General features: G+C 56.9%; 26 protein-coding genes and 4 pseudogenes. 26 read left to right on the plus strand and 4 right to left on the minus strand.

The features are described from left to right. Positions 1–35: 35 nt before the first annotated feature. The 5 genes and pseudogenes from GST84_14065 (at position 36) to GST84_14085 (ending at position 2,588) form a co-directional block, all read left to right on the plus strand. Positions 36–376: pseudogene (locus tag GST84_14065) on the plus strand (hypothetical protein). 90 nt (positions 377–466) lie between these two features. Next, complete coding sequence (locus GST84_14070; GenBank protein XGB13417.1) at positions 467–688, plus strand: hypothetical protein; 222 nt, start codon at positions 467–469, stop codon at positions 686–688. A gap of 26 nt (positions 689–714) precedes the next feature. Next, complete coding sequence (locus tag GST84_14075; protein XGB13418.1) at positions 715–963, plus strand: hypothetical protein; 249 nt, start codon at positions 715–717, stop codon at positions 961–963. A gap of 89 nt (positions 964–1,052) precedes the next feature. Beyond that, positions 1,053–2,000: a hypothetical protein gene (locus GST84_14080; protein XGB13419.1), complete on the plus strand. Its 948-nt coding sequence runs from the start codon at positions 1,053–1,055 to the stop codon at positions 1,998–2,000. A 39-nt stretch (positions 2,001–2,039) separates the two neighbouring features. Further along, a complete protein-coding gene (locus GST84_14085) occupies positions 2,040–2,588 on the plus strand; it encodes a hypothetical protein (protein ID XGB13420.1) in 549 nt (182 codons plus the stop codon). A gap of 2 nt (positions 2,589–2,590) precedes the next feature. On the opposite strand, the gene GST84_14090 is transcribed toward GST84_14085, so the two are convergent. Continuing rightward, complete coding sequence (locus GST84_14090) at positions 2,591–4,096, minus strand: cell filamentation protein Fic (protein ID XGB13421.1); 1,506 nt, start codon at positions 4,094–4,096, stop codon at positions 2,591–2,593. A 208-nt stretch (positions 4,097–4,304) separates the two neighbouring features. On the opposite strand from GST84_14090, the gene GST84_14095 reads away from it, so the two are divergent. The 3 genes and pseudogenes from GST84_14095 (at position 4,305) to GST84_14105 (ending at position 5,756) form a co-directional block, all read left to right on the plus strand. Continuing rightward, positions 4,305–4,931 carry a hypothetical protein gene (locus GST84_14095; protein XGB13422.1) on the plus strand — a complete coding sequence of 209 codons (627 nt, stop codon included), beginning with the start codon at positions 4,305–4,307 and terminating at the stop codon, positions 4,929–4,931. 85 nt (positions 4,932–5,016) lie between these two features. Continuing rightward, a complete protein-coding gene (locus GST84_14100) occupies positions 5,017–5,466 on the plus strand; it encodes a hypothetical protein (protein XGB13423.1) in 450 nt (149 codons plus the stop codon). Positions 5,467–5,555: 89 nt separating this feature from the next. Continuing rightward, positions 5,556–5,756, plus strand: a pseudogene (locus tag GST84_14105) (hypothetical protein). Positions 5,757–5,875: 119 nt separating this feature from the next. On the opposite strand, the pseudogene GST84_14110 reads toward GST84_14105, so the two are convergent. Next, a pseudogene (locus GST84_14110) lies at positions 5,876–6,391 on the minus strand (IS5-like element ISPa41 family transposase). Between the two features lie 126 nt (positions 6,392–6,517). Between GST84_14110 and GST84_14115 the strand changes: the two are divergent. The 5 genes from GST84_14115 to GST84_14135 all read left to right on the plus strand — a co-directional run bounded on the left by GST84_14115 (position 6,518) and on the right by GST84_14135 (position 11,267). Continuing rightward, positions 6,518–7,174, plus strand: a complete 657-nt coding sequence (locus GST84_14115; GenBank protein XGB13424.1) for a hypothetical protein — start codon at positions 6,518–6,520, stop codon at positions 7,172–7,174. Positions 7,175–7,617: 443 nt separating this feature from the next. Beyond that, complete coding sequence (locus tag GST84_14120; protein ID XGB13425.1) at positions 7,618–7,845, plus strand: hypothetical protein; 228 nt, start codon at positions 7,618–7,620, stop codon at positions 7,843–7,845. A 102-nt stretch (positions 7,846–7,947) separates the two neighbouring features. After that, complete coding sequence (locus GST84_14125; protein ID XGB13426.1) at positions 7,948–8,490, plus strand: hypothetical protein; 543 nt, start codon at positions 7,948–7,950, stop codon at positions 8,488–8,490. Positions 8,491–8,651: 161 nt separating this feature from the next. Beyond that, positions 8,652–9,272 carry a hypothetical protein gene (locus tag GST84_14130; protein XGB15774.1) on the plus strand — a complete coding sequence of 207 codons (621 nt, stop codon included), beginning with the start codon at positions 8,652–8,654 and terminating at the stop codon, positions 9,270–9,272. Positions 9,273–9,377: 105 nt separating this feature from the next. Next, positions 9,378–11,267 carry an AAA family ATPase gene (locus tag GST84_14135; GenBank protein ID XGB13427.1) on the plus strand — a complete coding sequence of 630 codons (1,890 nt, stop codon included), beginning with the start codon at positions 9,378–9,380 and terminating at the stop codon, positions 11,265–11,267. Positions 11,268–11,407: 140 nt separating this feature from the next. Here GST84_14135 and GST84_14140 read toward each other — a convergent pair whose 3' ends face one another. After that, positions 11,408–11,998, minus strand: coding sequence for a hypothetical protein (locus tag GST84_14140; protein ID XGB15775.1), 591 nt, complete (start codon positions 11,996–11,998; stop codon positions 11,408–11,410). A 414-nt stretch (positions 11,999–12,412) separates the two neighbouring features. On the opposite strand from GST84_14140, the gene GST84_14145 reads away from it, so the two are divergent. The 3 genes from GST84_14145 (at position 12,413) to GST84_14155 (ending at position 14,968) form a co-directional block, all read left to right on the plus strand. Next, on the plus strand, positions 12,413–13,288 hold the full coding sequence (locus tag GST84_14145; protein XGB13428.1) for a hypothetical protein: 876 nt from the start codon (positions 12,413–12,415) through the stop codon (positions 13,286–13,288). A gap of 312 nt (positions 13,289–13,600) precedes the next feature. Beyond that, positions 13,601–14,233: a hypothetical protein gene (locus GST84_14150; GenBank protein ID XGB13429.1), complete on the plus strand. Its 633-nt coding sequence runs from the start codon at positions 13,601–13,603 to the stop codon at positions 14,231–14,233. Between the two features lie 144 nt (positions 14,234–14,377). Then, a complete protein-coding gene (locus tag GST84_14155; GenBank protein ID XGB13430.1) occupies positions 14,378–14,968 on the plus strand; it encodes a hypothetical protein in 591 nt (196 codons plus the stop codon). 54 nt (positions 14,969–15,022) lie between these two features. On the opposite strand, the gene GST84_14160 is transcribed toward GST84_14155, so the two are convergent. Beyond that, positions 15,023–15,325, minus strand: coding sequence for a hypothetical protein (locus GST84_14160; GenBank protein XGB13431.1), 303 nt, complete (start codon positions 15,323–15,325; stop codon positions 15,023–15,025). 169 nt (positions 15,326–15,494) lie between these two features. On the opposite strand from GST84_14160, the gene GST84_14165 reads away from it, so the two are divergent. The 10 genes and pseudogenes from GST84_14165 (at position 15,495) to GST84_14210 (ending at position 23,003) form a co-directional block, all read left to right on the plus strand. Further along, positions 15,495–15,944, plus strand: coding sequence for a hypothetical protein (locus GST84_14165; protein XGB13432.1), 450 nt, complete (start codon positions 15,495–15,497; stop codon positions 15,942–15,944). 174 nt (positions 15,945–16,118) lie between these two features. Next, positions 16,119–16,850 carry a hypothetical protein gene (locus GST84_14170; GenBank protein ID XGB13433.1) on the plus strand — a complete coding sequence of 244 codons (732 nt, stop codon included), beginning with the start codon at positions 16,119–16,121 and terminating at the stop codon, positions 16,848–16,850. An 86-nt stretch (positions 16,851–16,936) separates the two neighbouring features. Next, positions 16,937–17,950, plus strand: a complete 1,014-nt coding sequence (gene yejK, locus GST84_14175; GenBank protein XGB13434.1) for a nucleoid-associated protein YejK — start codon at positions 16,937–16,939, stop codon at positions 17,948–17,950. Positions 17,951–18,000: 50 nt separating this feature from the next. After that, positions 18,001–18,429 (plus strand): hypothetical protein, encoded by a 429-nt coding sequence (locus GST84_14180; GenBank protein ID XGB13435.1) that lies wholly within the window; start codon positions 18,001–18,003, stop codon positions 18,427–18,429. A gap of 98 nt (positions 18,430–18,527) precedes the next feature. Beyond that, positions 18,528–18,707, plus strand: a complete 180-nt coding sequence (locus GST84_14185; protein XGB13436.1) for a hypothetical protein — start codon at positions 18,528–18,530, stop codon at positions 18,705–18,707. After that, complete coding sequence (locus GST84_14190; GenBank protein XGB13437.1) at positions 18,704–19,144, plus strand: hypothetical protein; 441 nt, start codon at positions 18,704–18,706, stop codon at positions 19,142–19,144. The genes GST84_14185 and GST84_14190 overlap by 4 nt, the downstream gene beginning before the upstream one ends. A gap of 67 nt (positions 19,145–19,211) precedes the next feature. Next, positions 19,212–19,466, plus strand: a pseudogene (locus tag GST84_14195) (hypothetical protein). Positions 19,467–19,679: 213 nt separating this feature from the next. Beyond that, entirely contained in the window at positions 19,680–20,261 is a 582-nt protein-coding gene (locus GST84_14200) for a hypothetical protein (GenBank protein XGB15776.1), read from the plus strand. A 1,224-nt stretch (positions 20,262–21,485) separates the two neighbouring features. After that, positions 21,486–22,013, plus strand: coding sequence for a hypothetical protein (locus GST84_14205; protein ID XGB13438.1), 528 nt, complete (start codon positions 21,486–21,488; stop codon positions 22,011–22,013). Positions 22,014–22,547: 534 nt separating this feature from the next. Further along, entirely contained in the window at positions 22,548–23,003 is a 456-nt protein-coding gene (locus GST84_14210; protein ID XGB13439.1) for a hypothetical protein, read from the plus strand. Positions 23,004–23,280: the final 277 nt, after the last annotated feature.

Genomic DNA, 23,280 nt, shown 5'->3' on the forward strand with positions numbered 1-23,280 from the left:
TGAGCAAGGAGCAAGGAGCAAGGAGCAGCTGCATCATGCGCGTTAAACAGAAAACTGTCCTGGGAAGCCACCCGACCAGCCTGCCCCCACCCAGTGATGACGAACGGCCGACATGAAGACCAGCGGCTATTTCCTGGACACCAAGAGATTCCCTTGCGGGCGCGTCGCTGGCGTCATCAAGTTCATGTTCACCTATGCCATCGTGGCCGACGTTACCGTAACGAGCTATTCAAGGCGCTGGTGCTATTCCGACCTGATAACTACCCTCTGCGCCCTAGAGGACTGGGACTACTACGAGACCAGGCCTGAAGGTTGGCATCGAGAGACTCATTCAGGAGAGCGCCGGAGCGCTGACGGGAAGGTCGAGTTCTACTAAAAACGACGGTTTTGGCACCGATCGACCGGCAAAATCATGGGCGGAGCGTTCCAGTCCGCTGTCAAAACAATGAATCAAAAGGAGATTCACATGGAAACCAGGCTCTGGACTGTTGCCCGCTTCCCTGTTGGTAGTTGGACCACAGGTGGAAGGCCAGAGGATTCTGACTACGAATTCAGCGAGGTGTACCAGATCCCGGCGGAGAGCCGGGAGAAGGCCACCAAGAAGGCTCAGGCAGTTCGCTCCCGGCTGAAGAAGAAGGGCCTTCCCTTCCCGACCCAAAAACAACCGTACCGCGAAGATTTCAAGTAGCGGTAGACTGCAGGAAGGAGTTGAGCATGATGGAAGAGTTCAACGGTCGGCCATTGACCGACGAGCTACGCCGGCTGGCCAGGAAAAGCAACGGCGACTGTCAGACCGTCATGGTCCTGGCCGCCGACGCAATCCAGAATCGCACGCCGGCAGACTTCAAAGGCAGACCTCTCCACCAGGCCCTCAGCAGCATGGCCCATCGGAATATGGGGGATGCCAAGTCGGCGATGTTAGTCGCGGCCGATGTACTTGAAGCCAGGCTTACCCGGCCATGACATCGTTCATGGCCGCCGGCGTACGATAGCCACTCGCAGTTAGGTAGTGGTGGTCGTATCCTCGATGGCTCCATCCCTCAGGAGCCATCATGGAAAGGGAATACTTCCTCGCCCAGCCAGATGTCGAACAATTTGTCCGCTGGCTGACCAACCACCTACCCACTCTCCAAGTACACCTCAAGTGCCTTCCCAGTCAGTTTGTGCCCGGGGGGCTAGATGTGCAGGTTCAAGGCATCGAAGCCGTACAGGGCCAATACCAATGGAAGGGCAAATGGACAACCGTCAAAGCCCGGTTGGATGCTCTGCGGGAAGACCTCAGATCGGCAGTTCAGGCCAAAGACCAGGGCGATACGTTCAGCGCCTGTGCCGCCATTCTCGACTGGGGGAATGTGCCGTCTTCGAGGGGCTTTCTCCAGGAACTCAGCCAGAATGGACAATTGGTCAAGTACCTGAGCGACCGGCAACCCCTGTTGAGCCCTGCAGGCACTCAGAAGCTGTCCGATCTCACCAAACAACGGTTTAGCAGATTCAACTCGGGCCTGACTAAAATCCATGCGCTTCTGGATACGGATGGTTCCCCGATCTATGACGGAAGAGTCGGGGCGGCGATCGCCATGCTCTACCACCTGTATAGGGGTTCGTCAGAAGCTCTGGCCGACGGCCTGGCTTCCCACCGGATGTTCGGCTGGGGACCGGGCCTCGACGATCCAGAATCTGACAGGATTCGACAGATCCGCAATCCAGCAATGCTCGGCCGCGGTTACAACGGGACTCCCCAGCTCCTCTACCAAAGCCCCCACATTTGGGCACAGCGCCAGCTGATCCTGGGCTGGATCATGAGGGCCGTGCTCGAACGGACCACCTTGTTCACAGGAGTGGACAGTTCCCTGGCTCAACGGTGCCATGCCTTCGAAGCAGGGCTCTTCATGATGGGCTATGACCTTCGCGCGCTGATCCCTGGGGGGTGGTCGATACCTGATCCGAAAAAGAAGGTCTATCGTCGTCGCAAAGATGCTGGCACACCTCTGGTAGCCTGAGGATATGACTTGTCCGAACTACTAGATCAGGATCATCAAATGGAATTCCACGAAGTTGTCCGTCTCGTCAGCACCGTTTCCACGCATGCAGCCAAGGTGCTGTCGGAAGCACTGGCCAAACCCCGTACCGGCGATTGGCTGGCGCTGGTGGACGATGAGGCCCTGCAAGCGCACTCCGCGATGGAGCAAGCCTTGCGCGAGGTGCGCGATTTGAAGCGCAAAGTGAGTGAAGATGCTCCGGAAGAGGCTTACGACTTTCTGAGCCGCTGCGACAACACCTTCGAATACTCGCTGGCCACCATCACTCCTCGCCGTGGTGATGAGCCGGCGGAGGCGCATGCTGGCCGTGCAGGATCAGCTAACCGGCAGTTGACCTACCTGGTGAAGCTGGCTGGCGTTTACATCACGGCATGGGATGAGAATGACGCAAAGATGCGCGACTACTTCGAAAGTGGTTGCCTTTGCATCCTGAAGGAAAAGACCCTGCAGAAAGCGCCAGCCGAAATGTCCAACGAAGACGCAGTGAAGCTCTACATGGACAATTGCAAATGCAGCCGACACCCGGAGCATGGTCTCCGAAAGGGTTAACCCTACTCGCCTTCCCCAACGTTGTCCTCGTTGCGTTGGTCGCCCAGTACCTGCTGGGCGACCTGCTCGATGAACTCGAACACCTCCTCAGGCACCGTGTACTGGAACTGCTTTCGCCGGTTTTTCGAAACGATCCCCTGGTTGGTCAGGCACATCATTACCAGCTGCGCCAACTCACTACCGCGAACATCAAATCGCTCGTCTACGGCCCTATAGACGGCGTCAAAGCACTCCAAGAACGCAGTTTCCTCCCTTAGCTCAACCTCCAATGCATGCCTGGCCATAACCATAGTGAAGGTCACGCAAGGCGTAGCATCCCAGAAGCGGTATACCGCCGGGTGCCCGCGGAACTGGAAGGCTAGTTGGCCATAGTCGATCCACTGCACATCCCAGAAGTCTCGTACCGGACGCGAGAACGTCTGAAGCGCTTCGAGGTACATGCGCTCTTCTCGCTTCATGGCCACGGACACAGGCAGCAGTAGACCATTCTCCAGCGCGCCGGCGCGACAAAGCGCTTGGTGGATGAGGAAACGAGAAAGCCGGCCATTGCCGTCCATGAATGGATGAAGAAATACGAAACCGAAGGAGATGATTCCCGCAGCAACAAGCGGATCGATCTGCATGGGAGCCTCGTTGGCAAACCCCATCAGGCTCTCCATCAGCTCCCTGCAGAGCTCAGGTGGCGGCGGCACATATGTCACCCCTGCAGCCCCTTGAAGAGCGCCAGCGAGGTGGTTCTGTTCATGCCGGAAGGCAGCGGCGAGATCGTAAGGATTTGCGACTGTCGCGTTTTGGAGCCCAACCAGGTATTCCTCAGTCAGCGGCTGGCGCTCATGGGCCTGGCGCAGCAGCTGGATAAAGCGACGTGACTTGTCTTCCGTTGGAGCCTCACGCTCGATCGCGAAGCTGTCCTTCGTCTCGCTCAGGTAGGCCCAGTTGATAGCGCGATCCATCATCCCCGGCGGGAGAGACTCCATGAAAACTTTCGCGCGGCCAAGAATATCGTGCTCGAGCAGCTCGGTTATGGCATGTGTCCGCTCCACGGTGGCACAGTAGGTGAGATCGCCAAGGCCATTGAATTCAACACGCCACTTCGAGTTCCGGTTGCCAGGCCTTGTGATGTAGCGCTCCGGATCGAACAAGTGGACGAATGGCCCCCGGACTGGTGCATGCTGGGCTAGTTGCTCGCCGGTGAAGGCTTCTCTCAAGAAACTGGCCTTTCTGATATAGATCCCATTGGGTGCGGCTTGTAGCGCCCGCTCAAACTCTTCAACCGGAATCCGGGGGAGCGATTGCGCGAGAATCGAAAGATTGATGCCCTCATGCTTTAGGGCAAACAGTACATTCCCCAGGAGGTCATCCGGGGCTGGCGCGATGGCCGGCGGTACAGCCAGGGTTTGGCCGATGCGCTCAAGACGAGTCACAGGCTGTACAATGGCCGGAAGACGTAGTGGTACCGTCGAGAGCGCCAGCCGCTCATTAAGTAGTGCGTACCCTGCTGCCTGCATGCTGGAATTCCTTACATTCCGCCCTGGTTCCCAAGTTTTTCTTCACTTAACCAGGAAAATCTTTAGTTCTTGCGAGTATGCCGATTTTTTCTTTACCCGCCAGCTTCAATCTGAAACATGGGCAACGAAAATCTTCCCCTTCGTCGCTTCTGCCACATCCCCGGCCCGCTGACGATGAGCCTCATCAATCACGAATGAGGCATTCATCATGCAACTGCGCAACACCACCGACCAAGACATCCACCTGTCCGCCGATCAACTCGAGGAGAAATACAGCCCCGCCGGCGGCGGCCAACACCCGACCTTCACCCGAGAGGACTGGCGTGTCGCCGTAACGGCAGACGACACCATCAGTGGCTACTGGTCCTGGGTACATGGCGAGATCCAGTCGCTCCTCGATGACTCCCTGCTCGAGCCCAGCGCCAGCAAGGTGGTCGAACCCCCCATGGACCTGGTGGCTGACGAAGGCGTCCGCCAGTTGCGCTTCGTAGCAACCATCCATGGCACCGTGGACGTGAACGATGGCGAACCAGGCAGCCAGAGCGTCACCGAGAGCGAACTCGGTCGTCAGATCAGCGAATCCATCAGAACCATGATCAGCAATGGTGGCCTGACCGGGAACACTCCAGCCGTCGTCGAGAGCAAATCGGTCAGCATCTGCGTCGCCGAGGTGCTCCAAACCTCCCAGCAGACCATATCCATGCTTCGTGAACAGGGCTACGCCGTTGTGCTGTTCAACAAAGACGAACTGGGCAATGCCAGTGCATCTGCACTTCAAAGCCGTCTCATCGAATTGGCCTCCGACGAGATCCAATACCTGCAATCTGCAGAGTGATTTTCAGCGCCCTGACTTGGAGTGAGCCCCGGCAGCCCGGATGGTTTACTCGCTCGACCTTATAAATTTGCTGAGTTGAATGGATATGACCGAACAAGCCCTCATGGCAACCAAAGCCCTTGCCTCCCAGTCCTACCGCGATCCCCGCGATGGGAAAGTCATCTGGAGCAACAATGGAGAGGACTGGCGCAACGAAAGCCTGGCCGAAGTCCTCAAGCGAAACGACCACCTGCTGGTGGGTTCCACCGTATTTCGCGGCGAAATGCACCACCCCGATCCTGCAGATTACATCCCCGACGTCGATAACGTCCTCATCCATATGCAAGAAGAGGCCGAGGGAAGCGACTGCGGCGAATGGGTGGAGGACTACCCGGAGCCTTCTGATGAAGCAAAAGCCGATCTGCAGGCTCTGCTTGAACCGATCAAAGCTTGGGCGCGCCTGCATTGCCGTCCCGACTTCAGTCTCGTCGAGAACGTCCAGCCGCACGTTCTTACCCAGGAAGACATCGATCAGGCCATGGAGACCGAGGCGTGAACACCTACATTCCCTCCCAGACGACTCCCAACCGGCTTGGTGCTGATTCCCGCGCCTGGTCTGCTCGGGTTCGAGCAGAGATGCAGGAAATGCTCCAGGAATGGTTCAACTCTGCCACTCAGTGCGAGGAAGCCGACGTCGACCACGAGTTCAATCGTGCCCTGGAGCACCTGATGATTTTCGCAGAGCGCCCCCAGGACCTGGTTGCTGAAGACGCCTCTTACGATCTGGCCACACTCCCACGCTTCGACCAGTTTTGCGAGGAAAGTGAAACTGCTCGCTTGTCTGGTCTTTTGGATGCAGCAGCACCGGGTGGTTTGAAGCCTGCTCCTGCAAGCCGACTTCGGAAGGCCTACTTCCATCTTCGGTACAGCATCACAGGTCATACGACCTGTGTTCGTGACACACAATACTGACCGCCTTTCTTGGTCTGGTGCATCTCGGGATCACGCTTGCCTTCTTTATTTTTGGTCGAGCTGGGGGCATGAATAATGGTGGCATCGACGATGGTGCCTTGGCGCAGCGACAGGCCTTTTTCCTGCAGATAACCATTGATGACCGCAAGGATTGCCGGTGCGAGCTGATGCTTCTCCAGCAAGTGCCGGAAGTTCATGATCGTGGTGTCTTCGGGGATTGGCGCGCTCAGCGTCAGGAGTGCGAACTGGCGCATGGGCGTGATTTCGTAGAGCGCTTCTTCCATGGCCGGGTCGCTCAGGGAGAACCAGTTCTGCAACAGATGGATGCGCAGCATGGTTTCCAGAGGATAGGGTTTTCTACCGCCGCCGGCCTTGGGGTAGAACGGTTCGATCAGCTCCAGCAGGCCTGCCCAGGGCACCACCTGATCCATTTCGGCGAGGAAGCGCTCTCGGCGGGTTTGCTTGCGCTTGCCGGCGTACTCAAAGTCGGAAAAGCTCATCTGGCTCATGGGCGGCTCGGATCAGGTGTTGCGGGGATTCTCGCATAACTGAAGGCTTGTTCGGAGATTCCCTAGGTAATTGAATTCAGCACCTGACGATGTCCATGGGGGACACGTCGAGCGAAAGGAACTATCATGTTCAAGAACGATACTTTCAGCCGTACCGGCAGCTATCACCAGATATCCGCATCGGTTTACAACCTGATCCTCGGGGCGGTACTTCTCTGGGGTTTCGCCCTAAACTGGTGGATGGTTGCAACCATCCCGACCGAAACCATCAAATCGATCAACCCGTTGGTATTCATCATCGGATACTTCGTCAGTGCGATCGTCGGCTGCATCATCATCTTCAGCTCGAAGAACCCGATCATTAGCTTCTTCGGCTACAACATGATCGTGGTGCCGATCGGCTTGGTTCTGGTCATGTTCATTCCCGGCCACTCGCAGGAAAACATCATCGCAGCAGCTCGGGTCACCACCCTCCTCACGGTAACCATGATGGTTTTGGGAACGCTGTTTCCAGCCTTCTTCAAACGGATCGAGGCTGCGCTTTTCTGGGCGTTGTGCATCACGATCGTGGTTGAGCTGCTGCAGATCTTCGTGTTCAACGTAAAACTGGGCGTAATGGACTGGATTGTCGCAGCCATTTTTTGTGGATACGTAGGAGTGGATTGGGGGCGGGCCAACCAGATCGAGCGGACCGTCGACAACGCAGTGGACAGCGCGGCATCGCTCTACCTGGACATCATCAACCTGTTCGTGCGGGTACTGGAGATCATCTCGAAGAAGTGAGTCCGCCGGCCCGGTTCGCAACGGATTTCAGCCCCTCAACTTGGCTCGTACGGGCCGCCACCACTTCATAGGATAGGAGTCTCCACCATTGGCCTCCTATCCATATGAACCAGAACACTGACGCTACCAAGCCCCAGGAAACCGAGGTTTCGTCTCAGACGCAACTGGCAATCCTCCTGTCTATCCGCGGTGGACTCACAAGCGGGTTCACCGTCCAACGATGCATTTCGCAAATCGCTAAGGTCGGACCAGCCGGTAACTGGGAGGCTGCAGCTTCCAAATACGAAGTTGGCAGCTCGCTGGCGCAGGCCCTCTTGACTTCGGGTGCCTTCAGTTCCGAGGTCCAGTTGCTGATCGGCTTCATGGATGACCACCAGGTCAATCCCGTCCAACAACTTGACCCAGCAATCGACTTTCTCAAGTCAATTCTGTAGGGGACTTCCATGCTTCGCTTGATCATTTTCGCTGTACTCGGCCTCACCTTCTATCTCGGCCGCTTCAAGAGTGACTGGCTGTACGCCATGTTCGATCAGGACATGTCCGCTGACCCGGATCGAATTTTCGGTCTGCTGGCGACCATGGGGATCGGTGCCCTTTTCCTTCTCATCCTCATGTTCGTTGCGGGCTGCATGGCTGTCAGTCAGCGAAGCGCCGTCGACCAAGAACAGTAGGCTCACTCAAGCTGTCAAGGCACTGAGTCGCCTCAGTGAACGAAGCACCTGAAAAGGTGCTTCACCCCTCAATACAGGGTTTAAATACCCTTTGGAGAACGAATGCCAAAACTCCCCATGCTTGCTCTGGCCGCAGTCGCGGCCGCTGTAATTTCGGTGCCTGCATCCGCCGGCGAACGCATCTCGATCCAGACCGAAGTCACCATGGGCGGCGTTGTGGTCAGCAGCGGTACCCAGGAAATCTTGAAAGGGGCTACCGCCCATTTCAACGATGGGCGTTTCAAGGAAATCGATACCAACGTGACGGTGACGTGTCGGGAAGGCATCAGCCGCTGGTTGAATCCCTTCAAGCCCGCCTGTAACAAACCGACTCGAGAGAAGGAAAAGGTGCCTGTTGGGTTCATGGCCGATATTACGGCTCGAGAAGCGTCCGACGACAAATTTGCTGTCTCTGTCGACGGTAGCTACGTTCAGGTCCTCGAAGAGCAAAAACTCAAACTCGGAGACACCGAACTCGAATCAGCATCCTTCCGTATCCAAAGTCTAAACAGCAGCATGGTCGTCATGGCTAATTCTGAGCTGGAAATTGCTAACGGAATAGGTGCTGATGAGATCAAGCTGAAGGTAAAAGTTCAGCGCCTGTAAGGCCTTCTACCAGGGCCGCAGGGCAATTCACTGCGGTTCTGGCACGCATCGTCTGCCCTGAAACTGTGTCCATTCTGAACACAGCCAGGGGCTACACGATGACTGCAGCACGCAAATTCCAAACCTCACCTGAGACCCATACGGTCGAAGGGATAGCAGCCATGTACGCTCAGGAGCTGGGCGGGCGCGCCGGTCGAGAAATCCAGGTGCGGGACTATCACCTGCATTTCGCCGAAGCGATCCTGGCGCGCGATGCGTATGCGCTCAATTTCCTGGCAAACGGATTGAACAATGTCGGCAAGGCAGTGTTCACCGCAGTTACCGGAGTCCAGCTGCCGCGCACTCAATCCGGCACCTGGGCCACTATCCTCGAATGGGCCGGCGTAGATCCGAAGCAAGACGACCTCAAGAAAGCCGAGCATCGCCTACAGGTTCTGTACACAAGCCTGTGCTCACGTTTCTCTGAAGTAGACCGCCTTACCCGCTTCGCGGAGAGTGGATATGCACAGGGCTTCGTTCAGGTGATCAAAGATGGCCGTCGCTACCTCATGGCTGATGCAAGTGGAAAGGTAGGGATCAACCTGAGCACTCGTGGGCTTCACGGTGAACACACCCGTCCCTACGTCGAGGCCTACCTTGCTGTCCAAAAGATCAAAGTTGAACTGGGCCTGCAGAAGGAGCCGGTGTACGTGCCTGCAGACGCGCCTGCGGGCAACCATTCGCCGGCGCCCAAGCCTACTCCTGCCACCCAGCTGACAGAGCAGCTCGGCATGGGCTTTTGACAACCGCCAGCTTTTCAGAAGGTGGAGATGGCTTGAACACTCCACCTGCCCATGATCTTTTCATCACCAGCGGGCCAGCCTTGGGCCCGGCCTAAAGGGAACTCCATGAAAGACTCGCTCCTCACGCGCATCCGCCGGTCTCTGCGCAACAAGTATGTGCAGTCAATGATCGGGTGCGCACTCACCTTGGTGCTGTTCGGCGGTTACTGGGCGTACAACCAATTCCTGCAACCCCAGGGGCCTGTTAGGACTGCTGAACAGCACCATGCAACGATCATGGATCAGATCAGTAAGAACCCCTCCCGGTGGACCGATAACAGGAAAACGCTGGACAACCTATTGGAAGACGTCCGTCTGGGGAACGTCATCGAAGCTGACATCGGGAAGGAAGACATCTACATCACGACCAAGGACGAACGGGCCTATGTCGTGAGCGACCAGTTCGGCCAAGTAGCCCGGCAGTTGCTCAACTTGATCTACAACGAAAAGACTCCGTTGTTCACCATTCAGGAACTGAAGATCGGCCCTCAGATCAGCGCAGCCCGTTCGCTGGACGTAGCGGTTCAACTGATGATGGTCCTCTTCTTCGGGTGCATGCTCTGGCCCATGTTGAGCCCCTACCTCACGATTCGAAGGAAAAAAGCGACATCCAAGGTCACCTTCAAGGACGTGATCGGGTGCGATGAGGCAAAGCGAACCCTGATGGACATGACCGCCTGGCTGCGGACCCCGGAGAATTTCGCCCTCCTGAACGCGCGACCACCCAGAGGTGTCCTGTTCACTGGCGACCCGGGCGTAGGCAAAACGCTCTTGGCCAAGGCGCTGGCAAATGAGTGTGGCGTGAACTTCATCGAAGCGAATGGCAGCAGCTTCAGCAGTATGTTCTATGGCGTTGGCATCCAGAAGGTAAAGGGCCTGTTCCGAGAGGCACGCCGTAAAGCGCCATGCATCCTGTTCATCGACGAGATAGACGGGATTGGCCGGCGCGTCGACCAAGGGCGACTTGCCGATGGTGAAGGGAACCGCATCGTCAATCAGTTCCTCACCGAACTGGATGGGTTTAGCGAGAACACAGGGGTGATGCTGATTGCCGCGACCAACCATGTCGAAGCCCTGGACAAAGCTCTGCGCCGGGAAGGTCGCTTCGATCGGACAGTTCATGTCCCCCTTCCGACGCTCGAGGACCGGGTTCGCTTGCTTCAGCTATACTTGGACAAGACCAAGCCGGCAGAAGACCTGGACTATGACCGCCTTGCCAAGAACTGCATGGGGCTGACGCCGGCGGCTATCGCCTTCGTTGCGAACAACGCAGCGCTTCTCGCTGCTCGAAGCAGCGATACCGAAGTTGGAATGCACCACATCCTGGAAGCGATCGAGATCCAGCGCATGGGTGAAGCGGACGAGAACCAGAAACTGGCAAGCTCCAAGGACCGCCGCAGAGTGGCCGTTCATGAAGCTGGTCATGCACTGGTTGGCGCGCTGCTCAACACCGGACGGGTGGAAAAAGTCACCATTCTCCCCCGCGGGCCTGCGCAAGGCGTCACTCTGATTCTTCCGCTCGAAGACAAGCGCCTGCATTTGCAGTCCGAGATTCAGTCGCAGCTCGCTATGGTCCTAGCGGGCCGCGCTGCGGAAGCAAACGTCTTTCAGGAAGTATCCACTGGCGCTGCTGGGGACCTGCAAGAAGCCACCAGGATAGCCCTATCAATGGTGACCAATTACGGGATGTCCGAGGACGAATGCCTCACCAGCTTGGCGACTATGCAAGAGCTCGGAATAGAAATCGATGCCCGAGTCATCCTGGAGAAAGTGGATGCGCTTCTGAAGGCTGGGTACGAAAAGGCGTTGGCACTGATCGAGAACCACCGTTCAGAGCTGGATTTCATCGTCGATCAACTGCTGGCACATGAGACCATTGACGGCGAAGTCGTATATCAGGCCCTGGAGCCAATCGCACTCTTGGTACAGAGTGTGGAGTCCGCAGCAGTAGCTTGACTGCGCCGGCGGGCCGGGATTACTCCGGCCCTGCTGCTTCTGCCACAAGACCATGCTTCCCTCGCAGGCCTTCGATGAAGCACTCGAACTGCCAAGCAGGAAGGTCCTAGAGACCTTCCGCCTCGGATTAGTCGCCCCTGCTAGAAGCCATAGGGTGAGGAGCCATAGGGGTTCTGCTGGGGCCCCTTGTAATCCGTCAGGAACTCGTCGAAGCGCTCCAGCATCTGCACAAAGATGTGCAGCGCCCTCGTTGATTCGTCGCGGAACACCAAATTCCCCTCTTCGTCCACCTGGTGGTAGAAATCGAACATTCCCTCACCCATCAATGCCAGGGCAGGCATTTCGGCCAGGCGCCCAGCCATCCGAACGATCTCACTTTCCCAAACCTGAATTTCCGGGGTGAATGTCCAGTGCGGATGGTATGCATTCCACGGCTTGGCCATGTACATTCCGGCCCGATTACGAATCAGTCTGGCGAACTCCGTCTCGAACTTTACAGTGGAGTTGAACCGATCCCCGGGCGATACACGGAACTTCTCCTCCCGGAACCTCACTCTGACCTGCCAAACCTCATTGAGGAATTGCGCCGCATTTTGATGATCGCGGGTGAGATCACTGCCAACCAATAGAACTTGAGGGCGGCGCCCCCCGGCTTGGTGAGCGGCGATAGCCAAGCGCTTCCAATAGTGCAGCATTTCTACTGGGTAGAGGTGAGCGCTGTGATCGATCATGCGATGGCAAACCGCGCACAACCAAATGCCATTTTCATAGCCGTGTCGATCCACATCCATTGGCAGATCGTAATATCGGGCAGCATCTGGGCGCGCCCCGCATATATGCGCAGCATCGCCGGTCAGCTTGTCTTTGCGCCTGGCCCGATCGTAGACAAAGGTCTGAATCCCACAAAATGGGGCCGAACAATACCCCCCAACATCCCGCCTTAAATCTTCTTTTACTCGCCTTGGGAATCCATCATCTGCCGTGCTCATGCTTTTTCTCCAGAGCCTCTAATCAATGAGTAGCCGCCAATCAAAATCGGCACCGATGGACGAGGATAACCGGTAAATTCACCGTTGCGTTTTGACGTATCCAAGCTTGAGTCCGCCGTTACCATCATGAACCTCAGGAACTCCTGGAGGATCACAATGAACACGCCGTTGGAATGCTGCCCAGTGTGGCAGCGCTATCTCGAGGTTGTTGCCGCGGCCGGCGCAATGCCCAACCACCTTGCCGACAAGAGCTCGCTCTACCATCGGCTCCGTACCGGCAAGCAGCCACTGGTGCTGCCGCCTCCCTTGTCCCATTCTTACCCCTGGTACGACGTTGTGGAGTCCGAAAAGGTTTTCGCCCCATTAGACGGGCCAGTCGCTTACGAGCTGCTGACTGAAGACGAACCGCCCGTCGATGCGGTAAGGATCGATCAGACTCCCTGGCTTGTGGTCGAACGGCTCAACAACTCGGAAATGATCGTCTCGCAACCTGGCTGGCTGGATCTCGGGTTCCGGTGGCGCTACTGGCATAAACCAACCCGCGCTGATCAATCCGAAGCATGCATGATCGCCCACTATGATCGATCTGTTGGCCGAATCACCACCAGTGCTCAGCTCGATCTGGAGTGCCGGTACCAAGCCGAGCAATGGAAGGCGCACCTCGAAATAGCCGTATCCAGCTTCAGCAACGAGGTCAAGCTGATGGGGATCGACCCCGATCTTGAGGATTCAGAAAATACCCTAAGAGGGCGAATGAACAGGGCCGCGGCTCAGATGCGTCTTGACCGGGCAGTGAGGGATGCACAGACCCGAGCGGAGAAAGGCCTGCCAGCGGTGCCGCCTGATGCGGAGGTCGAAGCCTACGCGCAGCGATACCGGACAAGCCTCCTTGAGGGTTCCTTCCAGGAGCAAGATGGCTGGTTGTATGTAGATGGATGGGCGTTGCAGCGCATTTCTCCAGAGAAACTCGGACCCGAACACTATTTGCCTGGCGCATCGGTTACCCAACCGCAAGCCAGCCTGGAGGGCTGAACTGTGCTCCAACCCTGCAATGAAACTGCGAGAAATCTACTAGCCGCCTTGAAGCGGCAGTTATTGCTTCGGCGTTCGGGCCATCAACGTCATCGGGGTGTTCGAGCTTGGTAGGACCCTGGGATCTGATTTCGGCAAGATCCGCGTCGAAAGCTATGCGGAGGGCCACATCATCGCGCTCCCGGAAGCGTTGTTGAATCTGGCTCACGGTTCTGCCTGAGCATTTCCAGCTCGGTCTGCTGCACCGGTTCTGGCACAACCGGCGCAGCCCCACCATAGGTCCATCGAATTTATCAACGAAGGATCTACTCTATGAACACCAATAACCCCAACACTCTCGACCTCAACCGCGACATCAACGCCTCCTCCAGTGACGAGGCGGAGCGCGTGGCCTATCAGCGCATGCAGGAGGTCGGCTTCAAGATTGCTGACATCCTGATAGAGATGCCTCTCGGGACCATGGCTGATCTGGGCCAAGGCGAATGCCTGTTCGTAGCCCCGTATGCCGGCCGAATCGAGGTTTTCTCTACCCCGGACTGGCATGACAACTGCCGCTGGGGTGATGTCAACTGGTTCTTCCTGAATGACTACCAGGGCCTGGCCGCCGAGGACCTGGACGAACACCGAGTCACGATGGAAAACTGGCTGAAGAACCAGGTGTTCCGGCAATGCGTGCCTGCGGATAACGCTTTCAAGGTCGTAGCTGCTCAGGAAGAATGGGCGCAGAGTCAAACCGGGGCGGCTCCCTCGCCGCTGAATCGCTATGAGCATGACAACGTCAAAAACCTTATCGGCGGCTACATGGTCCCTTCCAAGTCCAAACCGCAGGAAACACGAGTGGAGCAATTCAGCCGGGCGAAAGCTGAGTTGATCTGTCACTTGGAGCGCCAGCTCCAGCAGGTTAAAGGCTTCACCTTCTTGGATCTGTCCAAGAAGGTGAGTTGAGCTCAACCCCAACTCTTTGAAACCCCGCTTCGGCGGGGTTTTCTATTCCTGGGTGGGGCCTAGGCCGAAATTTAGCCCTGCCATTTCGCTTGTGCGCGCGTCCACGGGCAGGACACTAGGGCCTTTCTCACCCAGGGAGCTAACATGATCAGCATTCGAGACAAGAAGGTTTTCGAATCGGCGGACGAAGTCCAAATCGAAGTCCATCAGGACGACATCCATCTGAATGCCCTGGGGCAGTTCACAGCGGTACGTTGCGGCTATGGCGGCCATACTTCCTTCACGGCCATTCAAGAGGACAATCCCTTCGATTCCCAAAAGCCCCTGGTGCAGGTGAAGGAGGGCTACAACACACTTGCGTGGTTCACCAGCGAGGTCGAAGCCAACAAGCTCCTAGCCCAGCTTCGCGAGGTGTTTCTAGAGATTAGGACAAAACAGAACGAGAATTACCGTCATGAGCCGGATTCCACCACCGTCAAAGTGATCAAGCGTTCTATCGAGTGGATCGGAATCGTGCTGACAGCGCTGGTAATCGCCTTTGGCGGCGGCTTGACTGCATATCCGGGCTGGAAGGTGGGCGAGGGCCTGTATCACTCTGTGATGAACAGCTCTGAGACGCAGCCTGGGCTGAGCTTCGATTCGGCCGCGGAGCTGCTCCCGCCGGCAGAATCACCCGTAGCTGATCCCGCGATGGAGCCCAATCAACCCAGCGAAGAATCTCCGCCTAAAGACTGAAAATCCAAAACCCGACACGCACTCAAAGAGGTGTGTCGGGCTTCGTCCCAGATGTCAGACCACGCCAGCGCGGATCGCCTCGTAGACGACTTCCAAGAGGGGCTTATGGTCTTCGAGCGAACCATCCTCATCCATCTGGTCGTATGCCGTTAGCGTGTCGAGCCAGGTGAAGAACGCCTCGAAGTCGTCATATCCGCTGATCACATCAAGAGGATGACCGTCTTCGGCCAGCAGGCCTGATACCTGGGCCATCAGCTCGCGATAGGAAGGCAGGACTCCATCCAGCTCAGCTGCGAGCTCTTCGAGCTTTTCGTTGTAGCGTTGTTCGAATGCGGAAATGTTGGTGGCGTTCTGCATGATGCTGGCTCCTGTGGCTGGGCCCTTTGCCCCGCGATGGAGTCACTATCAAGCCGTCCTTCTTGTGCCAGAAGCATTCCGGCATTTTTTTTTGAAGGTCGGCACTTTCCCCTTCGGTTCAGGCACCCCCCATCTTGATGGAACATGACCACTCGATCAGGAGAGAACCATGTTCCCGAAGCAAAAGCACTTCTACCGCGGTACCAAAGCCAGAACCACGAAATTCCAGCCCGCAAGTCGCGGCACTTTTGGTGCGGGCCTGTATTTCGGGGATCAAGCCTGTGCCGATGAATACGCAGGACCTGGCGGCTCTGTCTGGGAGGTCAAGCTCAACATGAGCAACCCTTTCCACTGCCTGGCCAGCCTTGAGCATGACTACGACCTGGACAGTCCGGCCGTTCCCCTAATCGAGCAGGTTTTCTCGGAAGAGACTGCAATTGAGCTGATAGGCAAGGCTATTGAAACCGACGGCTATTTTGGGGTTGAGATTCAGCAGCGACTTGAGCAGCTCGGTCATGACGGACTTATGGCCACCTACCCGGACGGGAGTTACGAGGTTGTGGTCTTTTCCCCAGCACAGGTCATGGATGTTCGTCGACTGGATAGCCGCGCAGCGTGACGTCACCTACAAGGAAGCGAGGAGTTCACACTCTGAATATAGGGGGTTCGGGCACGCCAGCAGGTGGCAGATTATCGGCTTGGCGAGTCGGGATTTCAGCGTGCCATTTTGGCTTTGTGCCACCCGACAAATCGCGCAACCTCTTCCCACCCCCAGCCAAAAGGAATCAGGCAAATGGTCAAATTCACCCCCGAACTTCTCGACGGTTACACCTACATGCTGGATGGCGATCGTACGGTGGACACTGCCGTTCAGGAGTTGAAGGAGGCATTTTCTCCGCAGGCAATCTTCGATTCCGCGGAACGCAGGCTGATCAAGCTGAATCCTGGTACCACCCAGGACCTGCATGCCTACATGAGTGTCGGATACAACCAGTTCGGCGCAGACGCCCGAGCAGTAGCATTCAAAATTCTGGTAACCGATACCGAACAGACTGCTGGCAACGCTCTCCTCTGCGCAGAGGGCTATTTCATCGCCACGACCTGCAAAGGGTTGGATCTGGTCATCGCGATGGACAATATCAGCCAGGACGTTTACCTAGCTGGGGAACTCTTCAGTCAAGGATGGCCACGCCGTAATGGCACCTTCACGCTTTTCACCCAGCTGATCGTTCACCCCGATCTGCGGTCCCCTGTACTCCATGACCTGATGCTGGAGCTCGAGGGGGGTATCTGCTCACTATCGCCGGAAATCCCAACTCTCTCCTCGGGGCTCATGCTGGTTTTCAACCGCGATTCTGAGCCGACCAACGTGCTGCTGGAGCAGTGCAGTATCTGCACCGTTCACGAACAACGGGACCAACTCCGCCTGTTCAGCATCCCAACGGAGTCTTTCGTCACCGATCGACCCAGCGCACGCGCCACTCGCAAGCGAGTTTGCGAGTTCCGGTTCGACGCTTGCGCTTAATCGCCCTCCTCCGTTGCCGGCAGGATCTCACTCGTTAGGATCTCGCCGGCAACCGCTTTCTGCTTATCAGTCTGACCTGAGGTCCCATGCCCATTCGCCATTGCATTGTCCATTTTATCGACAAGAAACCCGACGGGAACCCGGCGGCACTCCACTCCCGGGATGCCGAACTGGAACACAACGAGGCCGCAGATAACCTGCTTGCCGATCTCAACGATGCCTACAACGCCAAGGCAACTAAAGGTTGGGGGCTTTTCCATGGTCAATCGGGGGCCTATCCACTGAGTGGGTGGCTGAGCGAGTACCTGGATGGCGGACAGGATTTCGTGAGCTTCAGCCGCCAGGCAGCCGAGCACTTGGTGATGATGGAAGAATCGAGCCTGACTGTCGGGGGCCATTTCCTGCTGGCGCATTACCAGCAAGGAATGACTGACTACCTAATGCTCGCAATGCTCCATCACCGCGACGGCGTCGCGCTGACCGAAGGCCTCGAGGTAGCCGCCATCAAGCATCTCGATGTGGGGCAACTCCACATTGCCGCAAGGATCAATCTGTCTGAGTGGCGTAACAACCCCAAGTCGCGCCAGTACATTTCCTTCCTCAAGAAAGGTGGCCGCAAGGCTTTCGACTACTTCCGCGACTTCATCGGTTGCGAGGAAGGCCACGATGCTCCAAGCGAGACGCGAACTCTGCTGAAAGCATTCTCCGACTTCGTTGAAAGCGAAGACCTGCCAGAAGCAGCTGCCAGGGAGAAAACCGACACGCTGGTTGATTACGCCAACGCCCAAGCGCGACTCGGGCAACCGGTAACCCTGGACGAACTTTCGAGCCTGATCGACGAAGACCGACCGAAAGCCTTCTACGACTACATCCGGAACAAGGACTATGGTCTGGCCCCGGAAATTCCGGCGGACAAGCGGACTTTGAAGCAGTTCCAGCGCTTTACCGGACGTGCTGAAGGCCTGGCTATCACCTTCGAAGCCCATCATTTGGGATCGACGGTTGAGTACGATGAAGATCGCGATATGCTGATCATCCGCAACATTCCGCGCCAGCTCAAAGACCAACTCGCGAAGCGGAAGGACTCTCAAGGGGCCTAGGCGGCCCCGACCACTCTTACCGTGTGAACACAGCATTACAGGAGAAGTGGGTGACCAGTCTGCAACCGGACCAGATCCTCAAAGGCGTCAGAACAATGTACGAGTCGATGCTGCACTCCTCACTCGGACATGAGCGTACGAACGGCACCTGCCTCTACGCCGCCATCCTCTGTGAGGCACTGCTACGGAAGTTTGCCGCGCTGGACCCGATAATTCGAGGTGGTGACGGTAAGGAGGACGGTGGCCTGGTGATTGATGGGGTTCCGCACGGCCACTACTGGGTTGAAGTCGAATATCAGGGCGGAATCCACGTCGTAGACATCACTGCGGACCAGTTTGGCCTCGACGCCATGGTGTTTGCCCCGAAAGACAGCATTTCTGCTCATTACGTGGCCGGCGACCAGGCGACTGTTGACGCTCACGTCCAGGACATGGGGAACAAGATCAAAGAGGAATATGCAGATCGGAAGCTCTCTTAGCAGAGCCAGGGAGAGATTACTGCCTGACTTTTGTCCGGGCGGATTCTGGCACGCAGCCGTCCCCCTGAGACTGGCGACATTCCAACAGGGAGTCGCCCATGCTTCTACCAATCGCTCTCTTCGCATCCTTCATCTGCGCAGCGCTGGCCATGACTTGGCTGGCCAACACTCTTCCAGTAGCCTTTGCCACTGAAATTCAAGGTGTGGCAGCAATCCTGGCACTGCTCGCGCTTGCCCTCCTGATCACTGCATGCCGTCCGAACCGGTACCTCCAATGACTACCAAGAACAGCAAACCAGAAGTCCTCGATGCTCGATGGGCTGATTGGAACCACCAGGTGGTCACCATCAAGAGCGGGCGCAAACATGCCTGCAAGGTCCCTTGCAAAGATTGCCCATGGAGGCGTGATTCCGTCGGAGTATTCCCCGCCGAGGCATTCCGACTTTCCGCTGCAACCGCCTATGACATGAGCGACCGAACCTTTGGCTGCCATACCACCGGGAAGGAGAAGCCAACTACCTGCGCGGGCTTCCTCCTCAGGGGGGCCGATCACAATCTCTCGGTTCGGTTAAACCTCATCAATGGTGAACTGGACATGAACCAGGTTTCGGACGGCGGAGTCGATCTGTTCGACAGCTATGCAGAGATGGCCATCGCCAACGGCGTCGACCCCGAAGATCCGATTTTGAAGCCCTGCAGGAACAACTATTCCTGACCGGGGCCCGGCTTCTGGCACACCAGCCCAGCCCTGATCATGGCTCCATCTCATAAGGAGCCATGCGATGAACGTAACCTTCACCTACAGCTACAACCACAGCATCGTGCCCCCTCGCTGCCGCCTGCCTCGTACAGTCCGCGAGCACGACGGACTGATCACCGTTGAAATTCGGGAAATCCCGCCGGAGCAAGCCCCGGTGGCGATCATCAGCCGAAACACCAGCGACCAGGGCCACGATCCGGTGGAATACCGCGCTTTCGAGGGTTGCCTCTGGACGAACTGCAAGCTCTTCGCCGGCGCGCGGGACACTGCCGAGGGCTTGGCCCAGTGTGAGTGCGGCTGGCGCGGCGAGGAATGCTGCAAGCAGTTGCCGTCGGGTAATGGTCGATGGTTTCAACGCCTGTATCCGATGAACTCCGAAAGTCGGAGCCCACGATAGCTGGCGCATCTCGTCATTCAACTCAAAACGACCGCGGCTTTTCCCGAGCTGGTGGCACACTTGGATAATGCCAAGATCGGTGCTCCCAACCAGATGATAGGTACCTCGATGCACCAACTTAATGAAGCGATGCGGAAGCGTGTCGCAGCCGCTATGGCGAAATCAGGCTGGGAGATGGACCCGGAGACCCCTGCCATTTCTGCAGTTCGATGCTGGTTTTACTCTGTGAACATTCACCGCGGTCCTCGACTGGCCGCAATGGTTTCCCAGGATCTCTATCGCTCTGTAGTGACTGGTGATGGGATCATCGCGGAACTGCTTCGACAAGATCCGAAACACAAGCCGTTCGAGCAGTATCTCGGCACAGTCGCCGAATTCGACTCCCTTCCGGAGGCATCTCAGCGAGATCTAGGCAAGAGAAATACGGTAATCGCTTGCCTGGCCAGCTTCGCGCGGACCACGCAGACCTGGGGCCTTGCTCCTCCGCTCAACGAAGTTCCAGGGCTTCATTTTGTCGCGATCGATTGGCAGGCAAAGAATGGTGCACATGTACTTCGTTCTGGCCTGGCGATTGGCGACGCCCCCCTAACGAAAGAGGACCTAGCCGAGATCGCTTCGATTCAACTCGGCTTGCATCTGGCGCGCTGCCCCCAAGAATCACCGATCGACTTCTGAATGTCAGGCCCTTCGGGGCCTGATTTTTATCAGCTGGTGGCACAGATCCTCGAGCATCACGATGGGCGTACTCAAACTGGAATCCCATCACATGAAACGTCTCCGAGAACTACAGAAAGCACATCCTCTCTGGGAAATCTCCATCACCCGGGGAACACACTTACGTTTCAGCCGGCCAGGCTGCCCTCCGGTGTTCGCCTCGTACACGCCAAGCGATTGGCGAGCGGACAAGGATCTAGCACGCAAGCTGCGCCTGGCAGAGCGCTCCTGCCCAACCAGCACCATTGCCACAGCTGCCTGAGGAGACCACAGTGCCAATATACCTGGAAGGCCCAAGCTGCGATCCGCGTGGCCCTGATGGCGACGGAAGGAATCGCTTACGCATCGATTCGATTGACCCTCAACCCCGCTGCGCACTCCGGCCGCGGACATTTGCAGGGCTTCGGGAATCGATGAATACGGCCATTGCTCAGTGGGGTAGTCATTTCGATGTGTGCTCCGGCGGCGGTGAATGCTCGGCTTGCTTCCGATTCACTCGTCGACACAACATCCAATCACCGCCAGACGCACTGATAGTCCGGCTTCATCCCGATGGATCGCTCCATTACACCAGCGACGTTAAGGCAGGGTGGAATGCCAGTCTGACCCCGATCGCCTGGGATGACCTGGCTTCGCTTGAGGAAGGATGGAGCCTCGGCCGGGTACTGAGAGACGAACACTCGCAGTACATACCTCTAAACCGGGCTCGACCGCGTTAGAGTAAGAAATTAGGCCTCAGTTTGACTTGCGATGGGTAGGGCGTGGTGATACAAAAAACATGCTTCCTGCTTGAGTCCTTGGACTTTAAGCACCAGATGTACGCGCTAGAACTCTAGGGTGTTCATCTGGCCCCGGCTGAGACCTGAGTTTCAGTTTTCAATCGGGGAGTCACCGCTGGCTCCAACCACTGCACATTCGTGCACACCGAGTGACTCGACTACAGTCGACTTACTCAAATCCTCGAAGTGAGACCTGTCGGGCAACTCTCAAGCTGCTCGCCTGATGACGTGCGCCTTTCCGGCCGGCCATGTCGTGAAGTCAATCTGTGGATGAAGACAACCTGGTTGGCCAGGAGCAGCACACCGCGCATAGCGTGGTTCGAGCGCCCTGGCATCCGCCGGCGCGTCCTCTAACCCTACCCGGGGCACATCATGCCCTGGGCTTGAGTGCTCCCTTGGAGTTCTCATGGATAAAGACCTTCGAAATCGCTTCATCGAGCAGGCAAGGGCAGTCCGCCAAACCTTCGGGGATGGCGAAGACCTCCATGCCGATCAAGCTGGTCTATCGCCTTCGGTCCGCCAAATGCTCCGGGAAAGTATGGAGCGGCACGAAGCCCTGACCGCCTTGTACAACGAACTGGATCGGGTTGGCGTAGGGTTGATCCTCAAACATTGGTCCGGGAACCAATGGGCGCTGGTTCTTCCTGATGCCTCAGAACCCGGTAAATTCCGCTACCAGGCTTTCGGTCTGCACGGCTGGATTACCCATCACACCTGCACAACTCTGGACGAAGTCGTATCAGACGCCTTCTGCGCCGGTTTTCGTATGGTGGCATCTCCAGATACCCTCGATCGGGTTGCATCTACGGTCGAGTGGAAGAAAGGGTGCGAGCGCCTGGAGTTCATCACGCGGCACAATTGCGGCGAGATCAGCTACCGGGAAATGCTGGATCAGTTCCAAAACATCGACGCCAAGTACGCATCCGCTGCTTGAATGTCACCAGCTGGCCTTTCGGTTTGCTGGATTTCAAAGTTGGAGCCAACAAAAACCCCGCTACCTTCACAGGTGCGGGGTTTTCTTTTCTTGGCTGATCTACCAGATCAGTTCATGCCGAACTTAGCGACGTCCACGCCCATGCAGTAATTCAACGCTCGAGCCCGTGCGGAATCTTTGTGGGTGCTAGCCAGGTGGTCGACGATGTAATTGCAGTCATCGAATGCCAACGAACGGGCTTGGCTTGCAGTCAAGGGGGTGGGCTGCGCAGATACCTGGCCATTCAAGGACGTGGGAGTTTCCGACGTAGCGTGGGAGCTGCAACCGGCAGCGATGGTAAGGGTTGCCATTACGGCAAGTCGACGTATCAAGGGGGCCTCTCTTTGCCAGGGATCTGGCGTCACCAGTGATGCGTCCAAGGTACAGAAGCGTTTGAGCGATGCACGTCAAGTTGACCCTGTGAAATTCCGACAGCGGTTCTGGCACAGCCCTTCCCTGCTGATACTGGGCCTATCCCAGACAGAGGACCTCCCCATGCAATACGCTCAATCCAACCTGCTTTCCTTCCTGGCCCATGCTCCGGTTGCGGTTACTACCAACCTAGATCACGGAACCGAGACACCCTCAGGGCACATCTTGATGAATGCAGCTCGCCCACTACTGGGCCAGACCACGTTCCAAGGTGACTTTCTCCGCGGCCGCTTCTACGCCACGCTAGACCCGGAAGACAGCATCTCTGAGGTTTTTGCAAGGGAGAACCTGAAGCTTGATGGCAAGGTCGTCTTCGTAGTCGACCGCGCGACCGCGACTGAACTCATCCTGGATGGATGCCGCTATCGCAGCCAGTACATGGCCATGGAGGAAGAAAAACGCTGGTCGATTCTGCGCGATCGAATTTCCGATCTGCAGGACATGCCCCTGGCTGGTTTCATGGACAAACTGGCCAAAGTCAAGGGCAGTGCCACTGAGAACCAAACCCAAGCAGCATGATGAAACGGGGCTACCTTGAGTGGCCGTTTTTGAAGGGGCGACCATGCACCAATGCTGTATGTTCGTCCCTGTGGAGATCAGAAACACGGAGCCAGTTCTTGAATCGAATTGCACATCCTCTGGAGTTACACGGCACCTTCTATGGACTCATTACCGATAGCGTAATGGTTCGTATCGTCGCCAAAGAAATATCAGCGGCGCACGCCAGCACTTCTCGAGAGCAGAAGAGCGAAGAAAACACGCCGCCGCCTACCCCTCGCAGAGAGCCCCTACGCAC

Origin of the sequence: Pseudomonas putida, assembly GCA_041879295.1 — a bacterium.
In the GTDB taxonomy this organism is placed as follows: domain Bacteria; phylum Pseudomonadota; class Gammaproteobacteria; order Pseudomonadales; family Pseudomonadaceae; genus Aquipseudomonas; species Aquipseudomonas putida_Y.